Below are 14,156 nucleotides of genomic sequence, written 5' to 3'. Positions count from 1 at the left end.
TCCGACTGGGCGCCAAGGCGAGACGTCAACTGGCCGACTGCGCCAGGCGCTACGACTGGCCTGGGATGTTCGACGTACCGGCCGAGGCGATGCACCGGGATTTCGTCAATGCCAGCTGACCCACACAGCTTGGCGAGGGGCTGTGCTACACCGGCGCCGTCAAGTCATCTGCTTTGATCATTTCCTGAAGATCAAGCAGGTGCTTTTCGGTGTAGCCGATGACGACCGGCGAGCCGCAGAGCTGGATCCGGAGCTTACTACCGCCACCGCCTTCCGCGCCCGTGCTCCACTGCTGGATCTGCTGCAGCAGATCAACCGACTCGACGTGTCCGTGAAGGAATTTGCTGGTGCAGGTGGGGCACAGGCACAGGGTGTTGCCGCGACGATCGATCCAGGCCGCAGCCGTATGCGAGACGAGATGGACAACTTCGAAATACGGCGATCCGTCCCGCTTGGGGAACGTAGCAGTGCAGATCTGGCAATGTCCGGCGTACTGCTCCAGCAGAAACTGCCGGACTGCCGGGTCCTTGCCGTCCCAGACTTTGCGCCCGATGACTCGGAACCTGTCTCGCGGTGCCGGCTCGTCCGCCAGGTCCTCGCTGATGTCATCCCGGGTCCGCTGCCGCCGAATCACTGGGGCGGTGACTCGGCCGCCTGACACCAGAGGGCTCTCCGGATCGGCGTTCGCTGCCGGTTTGTCGAAGGCATCCTGCAGGGCGTCCGCATATCCATCAGGAGTAAGTCTGGCGGCAGCGTCGCTCACGCCCGATTCATGCTCCTTCTGTTCGAAACGCCGACGCAACTGGTCAAGTTCAGCGACCGCTTCCGGGCTCTCACCGAGGAAGCGCAGGAAGGCAACGGGCAGGTTGAGTTCTGCGCTCGCCTGAACGATGGCGGAGGAGATCATGCCGAGTGCGTCGGCGAGGACCTGGCTCGGCTCGAAGTCGTCGGGTAGATCGTCCAGCGAAAGCTTGGCGGGCTTCACGAAATCGCCGGCTTCCGTCGGAAGCCACGCATGAGACATCGCGAGTTCGAGGCCCTTGGACATCTTCTCGACCGACTTGCTGTTGGAGTAGTCCTGCCGGGTCGAGGCCTCCACGGTCCCTCGCAGCCGGCTCGCATACGGCAGCAACAGCCGATTCCAGACGTACGTGGACCGAGCGGGTTCAGCGTGGGTCAGGGCAGCTTCGAGGCCGGCGAAGCGCAGCTCGGGATCGAACCCGTGCAGCCCCCGGCTGTGGTCGCCATGGTCTGCCCGGATGACAACGTGTCCCAGTGCATTCGGCTGCGACGCGACGACCCGGACCGCTTCTGCCACCCCTAGCAGGCTGAGCTCCTTGTGATGTGGCCGGTAGCGATCGTGCAGGAACCAGCCATGAGGGCTGGGCAGAAAGTAGTGTTCCAGGTCCTCTTGAGGCCAGTACGCGACAGATGGGGACTGGAATGCGTACGTCGAGCCGCCTGCTGGCCGGCACTGCAGGAACCGCGTGTTGCGTAGCGCCTCGACCAGCTCGTCCCTGCGTCGTCTCGTCGCTGTGCGCATCGCGCGAAGGATCATTTCAAGATCGGCCCCGTGCTGGTCGTCATCCACAGCGTCAGGCAGATCGCGGTACCTCGGCACGAGGTATTCGAGAACCTCATCCACTGCATCGGGTTCGGAGAGGCCGAGATCTTCGAGGAACGCTCGCGCCTCCGGGTTGGCCGCGATCCACCGGCGCACCGTCGGAAAACCTGACGGCGCCGGACCCGGCAGGTACGCCTGCGGACGTCCACCCGCGTCGAATGGCACAATGTTGCGACCGTCTTCCAACCGGATCAGCGGCAGCAGGCGTGCAGGCCCCGGGCGGTTCCAGGGAGGGTGCGGCCTGCGCCACAGTGCCGGCCTCTGGGCGAGGAATCGATAGAGCTGGACCAGCCACGCGTCCTCGACGGTTTCAAGGAACTTGCTGTCGAGTTGATCGACGAGCCACTCGGCATCGAGCTCGTCGACCTCGACGGTGTCGGTGAGGTAGTCCCACAGGTCGCGATTGCGCTCCCGGGTGAGTCGCGCCGGCTGCCACTGCAGCGGTTCGGTCACCCCCTCGAGCGCTCTTAGCTGCTCCGGCGTCAAGAGCTCCCGCAGGCCCGCGCTTCGGGCAAGACGCATCCGGGTGGCAGAAGCGTGGCCCATAGCGCCGGCGACCGGAACAAGTGGCCGGGTCCGCACAGCGTGGAGCAGTGCGTCGAACAACGGCCGCAACAGTGAGCCTTCGGGGAAGTCGACCTTCCTGATGGGAAGGACGCCGAACACGTCCAGCCCAAGACGGCCCTTACGGCGCAGCTCTTCCAATGCGTCGATCAGCAGGTGGCCCGCCTCCGCGATGACACGGGCATTGTCCGGCTCCCGATCAGGGATGTTGTCGCGCGCAGGGGTTGTCCGCAGCGGTGCCTGCAGCAGAAACCCCATCCCACTCGGCTTGTCAGTGGGGAAATACACGACCAGCGGCGCGTGGGGGATCGGTTCCACCGGAGCATCCGGCGCGCCGCTCATTCGCTTGAACGCGATCTCGACCCGCCTGCCAGGGTGCCCGATGCGGTCGAGACTGCGGCGGAAAAGCTCCCAGTACTGGTGGTTGATCACCCGATCGTTCTGGCGGACTTCGAGCTCAACGTCTGCTGACGACTCGCCTCGCTCCCGGCGAGAAAAGGTGACCGCACCGGTGCCTCCCTCGACCGCGACCTGCCGTACATGCCGAAGAAACAGCAGTGCGGCCGGATCAAACCGCTGCAGGCCACCGCGGATCTCGGTGTACGCGGTCTCCGGACCGACATCTCCCCGGTCGAAGGGGAAATCGAACCGGGTGAGGCCGTGGGGCAAGTCAGGAGGCGCATCAGCGGTCTCGGGGCGCACGTAGTGGCGGATGCGGAAGTGCTCCGAGCCGGAGTGCACCGTGGGTGCAAGGGTGTAGGCGTAGACGGACTTGAAGCCGATGCCGAACTTGCCGATGCTGGTCAGCTCGCTGGTTTTGGTGGAGGCGTCGACTCCGCAGATGCCTCGGACGTCCTGCTCGTTGAACGGGCGGCCGTCGTGCTCGACGACGAGTCGATTCGGGTGCAGGGTGAACGTGAGCTGGGATGCGCGGGCGTCCTCGGCGTTCTGAAGCAGCTCGAGGATGAAATGGGTGCGGTCGGCGTACAGCCGTTGTAGGAAGTCCAGGTGGCGGGTGCCCTCGCCGTACTCCCGGATGTTGTCCTGGCGGATGCGGGTGTAGTCACTTGGCATGGCTGATCGTCAGCACTCCCTCTGCGATGCGATGGCTGACGATGTCGACCCGGCGTCGTTCTTCTAGTTGCTCACGGCGCTGCTCGAATTTCCGCACGGCGCGTGCGCGTTGTGCCGTGAGCATGGTCCGCATTCGAGGCTCGGTCTCGTTGGTGAGGCGGTCGTCGAGGCGCTGCAGGGCTCGTTGGTGGTGCGCTTCGAGGCTTCCGGTTCGGCGGGCCAGCAATACCTGGTTGAGGGCGTGGGCGTCCCTCGCGGCGTCTCGGCGGCGCTGCTCGGCGTATTTGTCAAGTGCCGCTCCCGCGTCCTGCAGGTCTGCGGCGGGTCCGCCATCCCCGGGCAGCGCGTTGGCGAGCAGCGCGAAGAGGCGACGCTCCACGATTCTGCTGGCCGTCAGCCGGGCTGCGTCCACGACGAACGACATGGTGCGGAACTCTGGCCGCACGGCGATCGTCTCCCAGGTGTCGCAGGCGAAGGCGTAGCGGCCTTCCGGCAGTTCCGGATCGACGACCCGAAGCTGCGCGCGAAGCTGCTGGTCCTGAGCTGGCGCGAGGGCCACCACGGCGAGGCGAACGAGCGGATGGGTGGCGGTCAGGAAGGTGATGGACCGATCTCGGCGGGCTGCCTCGTCGGAGAAGGTCAGCCGCAGGCCGCTGTCCTTCTCGTTGAGCCAGTGGCGCAGCTGCTGGACGGGTCGGCCGCCGCCAAGCCTCGTCTCGTTTCGGCTTATGGCGGCGAGCAGTTCTGACCGAGCGGACTGAGGCAGTCGGAGCCGCAGCTCGTCCTCGGCAAGCCGATCGAGCTGTCCGGAGAGAGGGGGCCGCGTCAGGTACGCGCGGACCAGTTCCTCCAGCTGTTGTTCGGTGACTGCCCGGCCCTCTTCGACGAGGGCGTCGAGGTCCTGGGTGAGGCTGTCGTCCAAGCCAAGCAGGTCCTGGCTCGCGTCCTCGACGCCCCGGGTCTCGGCGACCAGCCGGACGGCGTTGTCGGCGAGCTGTCGAGCCCGTTCCTCCATCTGCTCGGGCGTCAGGTCCGGGCTGGTGGCGATGGCCGTCAGGTCCTGCGTCATCTCGCCAAGCACACCTTCGAGGTCGCCGACGGTGTCTCGGAAGAGGTCCAGCCGATCCCAGCAGCGGTAGAACACGCGTTCCTCGACGGTGTCGGGGGTCACGAAGTTGAGGATCAGCACCTTCGGGCTGCGCTGCCCGAACCGGTCGATGCGGCCGATGCGCTGTTCGATCCGCATCGGGTTCCAGGGGATGTCGTAGTTGACGAGCCGATCACAGAATTCGTAGTCGAGGCCCTCGCAGCCGACCTCGCTGGAAAGCAGGACGTCGATGGCCTCCGCGTTTTCCCGGTCGAGGCGGAACCGGTCCCGCAGGCGCTGCCGGTCGGGCTCGGCTACTCGTCCGGTGACGACCCCGACGCGTACGCCGGCCGCCGTCAGGTGCTCGGCGAGGTAGTCGAGGGTGCCGAGGAAGAACGAGAAGACGAGGAGCTTTCCGGGACCGTCGACGGCGCGGGCGTCGCTGACGGCCTGGAGGAGCCGCTCGAGTTTGGGGTCGTACGGCTGCAGTTGACGGGCCATCTCACGGAGGTCCGGGTCCGTCGGGAGGGGAAGCCTCGGCGGAGCTTCGTCCGGTTGGGCCTCGGGGGCGTCGGTCAGGTCCGTGATGGCCGGCTCGCCGGCCGCCACGATGCGTCGAGCGAGGGCGGGCAGGCAGCTCGACGCCTGCCTCTCGAGGGTATCGAGAATCAGGCGGACCACGACCGGGTTGTAGCGGGTGAGCAGCTGGTCGCGGCGGGCTTCCAGCAGGCGGTCGTAGAACTGGCGCTGCACCGGTGTGAACGGCACCGACACGGTGTGGGGCTCACGGATGGTGAACCCTCCGATGTCCCGTCGGCGGGTGCGGTTCACCAGTGGCGCGAGAGTGTTCAGCTCCTCGATCTCGCGCACGCAGCGGACCCTGTCGTCGGTCGTCAAGGTGGCCGCGTCCAGGCGTCTGCGCACGTCGTCATACCGGGGGTCGATCGCGATCGCCTGCCGGCCCCAGCTGGTGTACGCGGCGGTGTCCAGCGCCTTGAGCGCCTCCTTGGCGGCGTCAGGCGCACCGCCGCGCAGGGCCCGTACGGCGGAATTGAGGTGTCGATTGGGCTCGACGACCTCGAAGAACGTCTGCCGATCGGGAAACAGGTCCGGGCGGAGGAGGTTGAGCAGGATGAACAGGTCCCGGGCCTGCGTCTGCACCGGTGTCGCGGACAGCAGGACGAGGGCAGTGCTGATCTCGCTGAGGTACTCGGCGAGATCGTGCGAGTTTGTGCCCGGCGTACGCAGGTGGTGTGCCTCGTCGGCGATCACCAGGTCGAAGGCAGGCGGCGGGTCCAGCTCGCGCAGGCCCTTGTTCTTCTTCCGCTTGGCATCCCCCTTCAGATATGCCGTGCGCGCGAAGAGCTCGTAGTGCACGATCGCCCGCCGGTACTCCTCGGGCCAGGCGCCGTCCAGGTGAGCCTCGTTGAGGCAGTAGCGCAGGCTCGCCGAGTCGAGCACCCGGAAGTCCTCGTCGAAGCGGCGCATTTCTTCGCGCCACTTGACCGTGAGCGCCTTGGGGCAGAGGACGAGCACGTGGTCCAGCGGCTGTCGGGCAGCCAACTCCTTCATGATCAAGCCGGCTTCGATGGTCTTACCGACGCCGACGTCGTCGGCGATGAGCAGCCGCGGCTCGTCGGCGCGGGCGAGGCGCAGGAGTGGCCGGAACTGAAACGGCACGTACTTGATCCGCGCTGCCCGCAGCGAATAGACGTGGTCGGTGAGCGGGTGACTGAGCCGGGCGGCGACCAGGCGGGCTCGGAACTCCTCGGGAGTCAGGCCGCCAGTCGTTGCCTCCTGTTGCGCCGCCACAAGAACCAGCTGGTCCTCTGCGTACTCGCGCATGCTTCCCGCTTCGTGGAAGACGCGATAGCGGCCGAACCCATCGACGCTCTGAAGAATCCCGATAACCGGTCCGAGTCGACTGGGGTCGGCTTGAACGGCAACGATGTCACCGACGTTGAATGCCACGCGCGCCCCTCGAACTCGCCCCACGCGACTGGCCCTCAGCCGCAGTCTCGCCCGATGCCCAGAGCATAGGCACGCTTCGACGGTCTCGACGGACCCGCTCAGCCGTATGGAGATCGATCTGCGCCGAAGGTGGGAAGACGGAGCCGTTCCGGCTTAGGGCAGTCGCCCCCGCGCTGCTCCGCTATTCGCCACCGTCCGCGTCGCGTGGCTTCGGCACCTGCCGGTTGAAGCGCGGCTTGAGGGCCAGGACCAGGGCTTCCTTCGTACCCTCCGGGTTGTCGGTCTCCTGCCAGCGGACCTCGCACCGACCCAGCCAGCCCGCGATGTCGGCGGCCGACGCCCCGTTGCCCGCGGTGTCGAGGAGCTGGCCGACCTGGTCGTGCAGCACCGACGATCCGCGGTTGCCGGTCAGGTGCTGCCGGAGGCGATCCCGCAGTCCCCGCCTCGTCCGACCGACGTAGATGACCATGCCGCCGTCGAGGACCACGCCGGGCGCGCGGGGAGCGCCGGCGACAGTCTCCATGGCGTACGGCTGGGGAGCCGTGAAGCCGGCCAGCAGGTCGTCGCGCGCGGTGTCGGGCATCCCCGGACGCTACCGGCGTGAGCCCTCATCCGTGTCCCCGCACGGGCCGTCGTGGTCGTCGCGGCGCCGGCAGCGGCCGGCCCCGTCGAGCTTGGCGTCGCACCAGATTCGGGTACGCAGGAATTGCTGATCCTCCTCGCTGAGGGTGGTCTCGCCGAAGTCGATGGCGGTGACGTGACCGAGCGAGTCGCGTAGGGCGACGGCCAGGGTGATAGCCCCGTCGAGGCTGGTCAGGGTGGTGGGAAGGTGGATGACCCAGCGGGGTGCGGTCATCGCTGCCACCGGCTGTTTGATGAAGCTGGATCCGTGTGGCGGCAGCCGGTGTGCCGGGACTGCCACTGCCGCAGCGCCTGGCGGATGCGTTCGGCCTCAGTGTTCGCCGTGGTCAGCTCGCGGTGCAGACGTTCGAGTTCGTCGGCTACTCGGTTGAGGTAGTCGTGCACCTGGGCGGGGTCGAGGCCACGCCAGCGGGTATCGAAGGAGGCGACGCGGGCGTGGTGCGGCTGCAGACGCTCCCCGGTCACGTAGATCATCGCTGCGGCGCCTCCTGCTCGGCGATCAGCGCGCGGATCTGCCGGTTGGTGGGGCCGCGTTGGTCGAGGACCCGACGGCCCCAGCGGTGCAGGCGGCAGGGGTGAGGTGCGCGGTCGTTGCGACACCGCGGGCCGCCGGGCCACCGCTCGGCGGCGTGCACGGTGACCGCCTTGACGGCGAAGCTGACGTCTTCGGCGGTGACGTGGGTCGGTACGGGTAGTTCACCGAGGATGTCGTCGATCGAGTCCATGTCCCTCCCTGGGTTGTTGGGTGCGGCGCCGAGGCGGGCGGGGTCGGACGGTACGACCGCGCGTCCGTACCGACCGGAGCCCAGCACCCACCCCGGGCCTGCTTATGCGTTCCGCAGCGGCCTTGAGCAGCGGAAAGATGTGCGACACGTCGCTGCCGGCGCATCCGTGCTACCTGCCCAGTCGCGGAGCCGGAGACCTTCCGACTCGGCGATGCCGGGACAGCTCTGATGACATGAGCGCTCTGCCACAGCCGCTGCCCCGACACCGTTCGGGCAATCACCCAAAGCGCGGGAAACCAAGCTGCCGAGCGAGGAAACCCGCGCCGACGACGTTAGGTGACGTACTTACCTAAGTCAACATGCATCTTGTAGTTGATGACGTCCTCGTGCTCAAATCGAAGAGCCGAGCGAGGAGTGCCATCACATGCCCAACCGACCCGCGGACTATCTACGCGTCGTCAACGCCATCACCGAGCAGATCGACAGCGGAGAGCTGGCTCCGGGCGACAAGCTGCCCACGTACGCCCAGCTGGCCGAGCAGTACAAGGTCAGTGTTTCCACTGCGCAGGCTGCCCTACGGATCCTTCGCGACCGAGGCCTGGTCGAAGGCCAACAGGGCAAGGGAACGTTCGTCGCCGACCGAGCTACCAAATCCTCTAGCGGATGAGGGCAAGAAGGCGGCGGCACCAACATCGGGGCTGGTCACTACCTCGAACGAACGCCATCGCCCACCTACACAACATCGCCCTCGGCGGCTGAACACCGACGCGGCTACGGGCAACGCCATCACCGAGTTACGAGACGTCCCTTAGTACTCCAGCCGGGGATTGTGATTACGGTTCGGTGAGTGCTTGTCGGGCGTAGTGGCTGGTCATGGCTCGTGCTTGGTGACGGCGTCGGCGGATTGACCAGAGCAGTGGGTCGCAGCGGCGGCGGGTGGGTTCGATGATCAGGGTGTTGAACAGGTGGCGTAGTTCGTTGGCGGTCAGCGCGATCAGCCCGGCCGGGTCGGGACGGCTGCGGTGTGTGGTCGCGGCGGCGAGGAAGGCGTGGGCGAGGATCGTCAGGGTGGTCCAGCGGTGCCAGGACGTCCAGCGGCGGTGTTGGTGCTGGTCCAGGCCGAGTCCGGTCTTCGCGGCTTGGAATGACTCTTCGATCTTCCAGCGGCGGCCGGCCACCAGGACGAGGCTGCGTAGCGGGACGGCCTCGGGTGACCAGCAGCGGTAGAAGGCCAGCTCACCAGTGCGGCGGTTGCGGCGGATCAGCAGCCAGTGGTGCCCGCCGTGGGCGTCGGCGGCGTGTGGCAGGGCGGTGAAGGACCAGTCGTAGTAGCGATAGCCTTTCGCGCCTCGACCAGCGGAGACCCGCTGCCAGGCGGTGGCGGGAAGACCGGCGGCGAGGGCGTCAACGCGGTAGACGCCGAGGCCGGTGATCACCTGATGAGAGCAGGCCACGGCCAAGACGTAGCCCAGTCGCAGCTGACGGAGCTGGGCGGCCAGGCGCGGATCGTTGCCGTAGGCCTCGTCGCCGGCCACCCATCGACATGGCAGCCCGGCGGTGACCGCTGCGGCGATCATCCGGGACGCCAGCTGCGGCTTGGTCGCGAACCGCACCTGCTCAGGGACACCGGCCTCAGCCCGGCGCTCGGCGTCGTTGCACCAGGATTTGGGCAGGTAGAGCGCCGTGTCGAGCATCGCGTGACCAGCATCGGTGGCGTAGACCAGATGCACGGCGACCTGACAGTTCTCGATCTTCCCGGCGGTGCCCGAATACTGCCGCTGCACGCCGACGGTGTGCTGGCCCTTCTTCAGATCGCCTGTCTCGTCGATGACCAGCACGGCCTCGGCGTGACCGAGGTGGTGGCCGACGAACTCACGGACATCGGCGCGGACCTCGGCATCGTCCCACTTCACCCGGGTCAGCAGGTCCTGCATCCCGTCCGGACCCATGTCCCCGGCATGCTCCGCAATCGTCCAGCAGTTCTTCCGCGGCAACGGCGCCAGCAAGCCACGGACGAAGTCACCCACTCGACGACGCGGCTCCGGCCTGCGGAAACGTTGCCCGACCGTCAGCATCAGGTCGTCGAACAACACCCGCCACCGCTGGGCGTCTACCCTGTATCCGGCAGCCACCGCTGCATCATGGTCAGTCCACACAACCGTCCATGATCGACGGTGGCTGCCTTCGTTCGCGCATCACATCGAACCGCAGCTCAGCCATGGTCAACAACCCCGGCTGGAGTATTAGGGACTCCCCGGTTCGTAACGGTTCGAAGACGCGACCTCGCTACCGAGTGACGAATACCATCGGTCGCCGGCCGAGGGCCATCCCGAGGCGCAGCAAAGGGTTACCGTAATGCCGTGAAGGATTGGATGCCGCTCGTGGTGGTCGCCATCGGCGTGATGCTATTGCCGTACAACACCTTCCTGACGGAGCGCGCAAAGGTGCGACGAGGGGCGAGGAAGTCACTGAGCGAGTTGATCGCGACCTTCCGCCATGAGGAGCTGTACTACCGCGATATGGCGCACCAGGAGGGCCGCTACCGGGAGGAGCATCTTTCTCCCAAGCGCCTGGAAGAATTTGCCCTGGGCGTACTGCGAGGCGCTCTCGACCTGTCTCGCCGGAAGCGGCATAGACTACGCAAGTCGCTCGTAAGGCTGGTGGGCGCCGTTACCGTGGACATGGTGGAGGCACGGATTTACGTCCGCGATGACCTCGTCACTAAACGGACCGACAATGTCCGCTTCGATACGGCCACTAAACAGCACGTCATCGGCCAGCGAGCCGAAGATGCCTTGTTGGCGATGGTGGGTTACCTCGGGGCCTTCCGCGCGGACAAGAAATATAGCGATCTGTATAGCCGGCCCGCGCTGAAGGAGCTGGACAAGATGCTCGTTATGGCAGACCCCAACCGCTGGCTCTGATAGATTTAGCCTCTTTGACATCCTTGGAACTTATTGAACCGGAGGAGCAACATTCGCAGTTGGGCTGGGACCCGTCGAGGAGCCCTCAGTCTTTAACAGCCCACGCTATAGCCCCCCTGACAGCAGCACCATCGCTAGGCGCCAATCGATACGAAACGGGTCGGCTCCTTCAGAACAGTAGCTGCAGCGTCCAAATTTGCGAGCCGCGTGGCTACCGTCGCCATGGCCAGGCGCTTCGGCAGGGCCGAACTGAACTTGAGGCCGGTGAGGGCCTTCTCGTTCACCTCAGGAAGGCAAAGCCGCTCCCCGGCATTCGCGACGAGCTGCCGCCAGTTGCTCGGCGTTAGGTCCTCACGGAGTCTGATGCTTGTGTCGTCGAACCGCTGCACCGGGTCGACCACTTCGCTCAGGGTTGCTGTGAGTGTCGCGTTGGCGCGAAACCCGGCCCACGTCCACCAACGCAGGTCGCCGTTAGGTTCCCGCACGATCACGCTGCCGCCTGGATGGACGAGGTGGATCCTCTCGTCTCGTTCCCGCGCCAGTCGCTCAACTGCTCTCCGAGTAAGCATTACTGGCGGATCCGCTCCGAGCAGGACGTCGCGCATTGCCCGGGTCAACTCAAAGCTCAGTCCGGCCCAGCCGCCGGCGAACCACCGTGCCCGGCCCCCGCCGTCCGCAGGCTCCACGAAGCAGCGCCGCCGACGCCAATCTATGTACGTGACCCGCCAGCTACGTCCGGCCAGTAGGAGCCGCCGGTCGCCGTTCGGGACCTCCTCGGTCAGCAGGCTGGGGTCGATCTGGCCCAGCTCGGTGCGCCCGAGCAGCACGGTGAACTCCGGCGGCCCGGTGAAGACTGCCATCATTTCCATGAAGTGGCGACGACCAAACTGCAGCTCGGCGGCAAGGCCGATAAAGAGCATGCCACCGTCGCTGTCGAGGTAGCCCTGCTCGACGAGGTAGCCCACTATCGGCTCAGCACTTCGCGCGAAGGGTTCCAGCCCATTCCACCACTGCGCCCACAGTTGGTCACCAACCCGGTGCTCCTGCAAGCACAGCGCGAGTACCTGCTGGGCCACGATGTGCCGGGGCTCAGGCGGCGGAGTGACCGGCTCTACCCAGCCTCGGCCCCAGAGCAGCAGCAACGCCGCCGCCTCGGTCAATGCCGCGCCGTCGCGCGTTAGGAAGAGGCAGTTCCGGCTGCTGCCGGACCGACGACCTGTGCGACCGAGCCGCTGCAGGAAGGAGGCCACCGTCGACGGGGCGTCGATCTGGATAACCCGATCCAGGTCTCCGACGTCGATGCCCAGCTCCAGCGTGCTCGTCGAAACGATCACGCAGTCGCGCGCCTCGGCGAACGCTTGCTCTGACCGGCGGCGCTCGTCTGCGGAGAGCGACGCATGTGAAAGGAATGTGGTCACGCCCTTCTCGCGCAGCAGTTGGCCCAGTTCCTCGACCGTCTGTCGGGATTCACAGAAAACTAGGCGCTTCTCTCCCGCGTGTAGCGAGGCAATGACCGTGGCCGCGTTGTGCAGCGAGCCCACGTAATCGAGTTCGATGTCTCCGGGCGGTGGTCCACCACCCTCGGGAAGGCCGGCCGCCATTTGCGCTGAACCGCCAATCGCGGGTGCCAGCGCCAGGTCTGGCGCAACAACACGACCCGGCCGGCTACCGACACCGGAGCCCTGGAGCCAGGTCAGTAGCTGCGGCGGATTGCCCACAGTGGCGGAAAGGCCAACACGTTGCAGAGGTCGGCCAATCACATGCGTCAGCCGCTCCAACACGGCAAGCAGGTGCCAGCCTCGGTCATCACCGGCAAAGGCGTGCACCTCGTCCACCACGACTGCCTGCAAGCCCTCGAAGAACAATCGGTGATCAACGTTGGTGCTGACCAGCATCGATTCCAACGACTCAGGGGTGGTGAGCAGGATGTCGGGCCGTCCTGCGAGCACAGCACGCCTGCGGGACGTCGTCACGTCGCCGTGCCAAAGGGCCGCGCGTCGGCCCACCCAGTCCGTGTAGCGCTCTAGCCGGGGCAGCAGGTTGTTGAGCAGTGCCTTGAGCGGGCACAGGTAGAGCACGGACGTGCCGCTCCAGCGCTCTGCAACCATCCGGGACAGCAGCGGGAACACCGCTGCCTCCGTCTTCCCGCCCGCGGTCGGCGCCAACAGGAGCGCGTCCTCGCCGGCGAGCAGCGGCTCCATCGCCAATCGCTGCAACGGCCGCAAGTCCGGCCACCCGAGAGTGTTGACGACGTTGTGCACCACTGCGGGGTGCAAGCGCTCTACAGAATTCACGGCAGGTCCAGCGACACCTCGTCGGCACTGGCGGCATTGCGCTCAACCGCAGTCATCTCGGTGGCGGCAACGGTCAGTGCGTAATCAACGCGCGGGTCGAAGTCGGGAAACTGATCCACGCGGTCTAGAACCTCGCCGACGAGCTTCTTGAGAAACAGTCGAGGCGCGATTCCCACCTGGCCGCCTAAACGTCCAGCCATGGCTGATGCCAGATCGCCGATATACCGCTCGTCGACCACCTGACTAATGCGTGTCGAATTCCCAGCATCACCGGCGAACAGGTCCCGCACGCGTGTCCCAACCTCGCGCAACGAGTCCTCCGTGAAACCAGGCAGCCGCACTTGTACCGCACGGGGGTTGTCGAAGCGAGCGTCAGTCTTAAAGTCGGTGGCCAGTCGTTGGGCGAGCGGCGTCAGTCGCTGCACGCCCTGGGTGCCTTCGAAGAACGCCGGCGTGCCGGTAATGAGCAGGTAGAGCCCAGGGAAGCGCCCGGAGTCGACCTCGTCGATGAGCTGGCGGAGAGCGTTCAGCGCTTTGTCTCGTACATCGGACCTGGCCCGCTGCAGCGTCTCAACCTCGTCGAGCACAAGCAGCAATCCGGGATGACCGCTGTCCCTCAGGACGGTGAGCAGTCCTTGCAGGAAGCCGAACGCCCCGAAGTGATCCAGGTCCCCGCGCACGCCAGCACCCCGTCGGACGGAGGTGGACACATGGGGCTGGCCCCCGAGCCAGGCAACGAGACCCTCGGCAGTAGATACGTCGCCGCCGTGCAGAGCGCATCGGTAGGCGCGCAAGGCGGCCGCGAAGGCAGGCGTGGTGCGGGACACCGACGCCAGGCGCCGCTCCAATACCGCGTCGGCCGCCTCGCCGGCCTCCTGCTCCAAGCCGAATAACCAAGCGTCCAGTACGGGCCGCAGCGCGGAGGGCGGGAACTCAGCGGTCTGCAACGATTCACAGATCCGCCGGTACACGGTCTCCAATCGGTGCAGCGGGGTCTCAGTTTCGGAGATCTGCACCTCGGCAACCGCCATGCCTCGCCGTTTGGCCCTTTCACCTAGCCAGCGAGCAAAGAACGTCTTGCCGGAGCCATACTCACCGCGCACGGCCTTGAAGACAGCGCCGCCAGACGATAGGACTTCGAGCTCATCGTCCATCGTGGATTGAAAGCGATCAAAGCCCACCGCCAGCACGTCAAGACCGTTTTGTGGCACGGTGCCACGCCGCAACGCGTTGATCACTTCTTTCCGCCGG

General features: G+C 66.3%; 11 protein-coding genes. 2 read left to right on the top strand and 9 right to left on the bottom strand.

Annotation, left to right across the window (positions count from 1 at the left end; all coding sequences use genetic code 11):
• Positions 1-145: 145 nt before the first annotated feature.
• From OG470_RS12790 to OG470_RS12765, 6 genes are all read right to left on the bottom strand, one after another.
• Positions 146-3,262: a sacsin N-terminal ATP-binding-like domain-containing protein gene (locus OG470_RS12790; protein ID WP_328423950.1), complete on the bottom strand. Its 3,117-nt coding sequence runs from the start codon at positions 3,260-3,262 to the stop codon at positions 146-148.
• Positions 3,252-6,194: an SNF2-related protein gene (locus OG470_RS12785; RefSeq protein ID WP_328423948.1), complete on the bottom strand. Its 2,943-nt coding sequence runs from the start codon at positions 6,192-6,194 to the stop codon at positions 3,252-3,254. The genes OG470_RS12790 and OG470_RS12785 overlap by 11 nt, the downstream gene beginning before the upstream one ends.
• Before the next feature lie 307 nt (positions 6,195-6,501).
• On the bottom strand, positions 6,502-6,903 hold the full coding sequence (locus OG470_RS12780; RefSeq protein WP_328423946.1) for a GIY-YIG nuclease family protein: 402 nt from the start codon (positions 6,901-6,903) through the stop codon (positions 6,502-6,504).
• A gap of 9 nt (positions 6,904-6,912) precedes the next feature.
• Complete coding sequence (locus OG470_RS12775; protein WP_328423944.1) at positions 6,913-7,176, bottom strand: hypothetical protein; 264 nt, start codon at positions 7,174-7,176, stop codon at positions 6,913-6,915.
• Positions 7,173-7,436, bottom strand: coding sequence for a DivIVA domain-containing protein (locus OG470_RS12770; RefSeq protein ID WP_328423942.1), 264 nt, complete (start codon positions 7,434-7,436; stop codon positions 7,173-7,175). Before OG470_RS12770 ends, OG470_RS12775 begins: the two co-directional genes overlap by 4 nt.
• The gene (locus OG470_RS12765; protein ID WP_328423940.1) at positions 7,433-7,687 is read right to left on the bottom strand and encodes a hypothetical protein; all 255 of its coding nucleotides are present in this window, start codon (positions 7,685-7,687) and stop codon (positions 7,433-7,435) included. Before OG470_RS12765 ends, OG470_RS12770 begins: the two co-directional genes overlap by 4 nt.
• A 424-nt stretch (positions 7,688-8,111) precedes the next feature.
• Here OG470_RS12765 and OG470_RS12760 point away from each other — a divergent pair, with 424 nt between their 5' ends.
• Entirely contained in the window at positions 8,112-8,354 is a 243-nt protein-coding gene (locus OG470_RS12760; RefSeq protein ID WP_328423938.1) for a winged helix-turn-helix domain-containing protein, read from the top strand.
• Positions 8,355-8,520: 166 nt separating this feature from the next.
• On the opposite strand, the gene OG470_RS12755 is transcribed toward OG470_RS12760, so the two are convergent.
• Positions 8,521-9,762 carry an IS701 family transposase gene (locus OG470_RS12755; protein WP_328426331.1) on the bottom strand — a complete coding sequence of 414 codons (1,242 nt, stop codon included), beginning with the start codon at positions 9,760-9,762 and terminating at the stop codon, positions 8,521-8,523.
• A gap of 285 nt (positions 9,763-10,047) precedes the next feature.
• On the opposite strand from OG470_RS12755, the gene OG470_RS12750 reads away from it, so the two are divergent.
• Complete coding sequence (locus tag OG470_RS12750) at positions 10,048-10,611, top strand: hypothetical protein (RefSeq protein WP_328423936.1); 564 nt, start codon at positions 10,048-10,050, stop codon at positions 10,609-10,611.
• A 134-nt stretch (positions 10,612-10,745) separates the two neighbouring features.
• Here OG470_RS12750 and OG470_RS12745 read toward each other — a convergent pair whose 3' ends face one another.
• Positions 10,746-12,872 carry a DEAD/DEAH box helicase gene (locus OG470_RS12745; RefSeq protein WP_328423934.1) on the bottom strand — a complete coding sequence of 709 codons (2,127 nt, stop codon included), beginning with the start codon at positions 12,870-12,872 and terminating at the stop codon, positions 10,746-10,748.
• Between the two features lie 29 nt (positions 12,873-12,901).
• Complete coding sequence (gene brxD / locus OG470_RS12740) at positions 12,902-14,143, bottom strand: BREX system ATP-binding protein BrxD (RefSeq protein ID WP_442931108.1); 1,242 nt, start codon at positions 14,141-14,143, stop codon at positions 12,902-12,904.
• Positions 14,144-14,156 lie beyond the last annotated feature (13 nt).

Origin of the sequence: Micromonospora sp. NBC_00389 (assembly GCF_036059255.1) — a bacterium.
Lineage (GTDB): Bacteria > Actinomycetota > Actinomycetes > Mycobacteriales > Micromonosporaceae > Micromonospora.
This window is presented reverse-complemented; position numbering and strand designations above follow the sequence as displayed.

Excerpts from the sequence above, each read along its gene's own strand:
- OG470_RS12790 (WP_328423950.1), bottom strand. The coding sequence starts at position 3,262 with ATGCCAAGTGACTACACCCGCATCCGCCAGGACAACATCCGGGAGTAC.
- OG470_RS12770 (WP_328423942.1), bottom strand. The coding sequence starts at position 7,436 with ATGATCTACGTGACCGGGGAGCGTCTGCAGCCGCACCACGCCCGCGTC.
- OG470_RS12785 (WP_328423948.1), bottom strand. The coding sequence starts at position 6,194 with ATGCGCGAGTACGCAGAGGACCAGCTGGTTCTTGTGGCGGCGCAACAG.
- OG470_RS12765 (WP_328423940.1), bottom strand. The coding sequence starts at position 7,687 with ATGGACTCGATCGACGACATCCTCGGTGAACTACCCGTACCGACCCAC.
- OG470_RS12775 (WP_328423944.1), bottom strand. The coding sequence starts at position 7,176 with ATGACCGCACCCCGCTGGGTCATCCACCTTCCCACCACCCTGACCAGC.
- OG470_RS12755 (WP_328426331.1), bottom strand. The coding sequence starts at position 9,762 with ATGCTGACGGTCGGGCAACGTTTCCGCAGGCCGGAGCCGCGTCGTCGA.
- OG470_RS12760 (WP_328423938.1), top strand. The coding sequence starts at position 8,112 with ATGCCCAACCGACCCGCGGACTATCTACGCGTCGTCAACGCCATCACC.
- OG470_RS12780 (WP_328423946.1), bottom strand. The coding sequence starts at position 6,903 with ATGCCCGACACCGCGCGCGACGACCTGCTGGCCGGCTTCACGGCTCCC.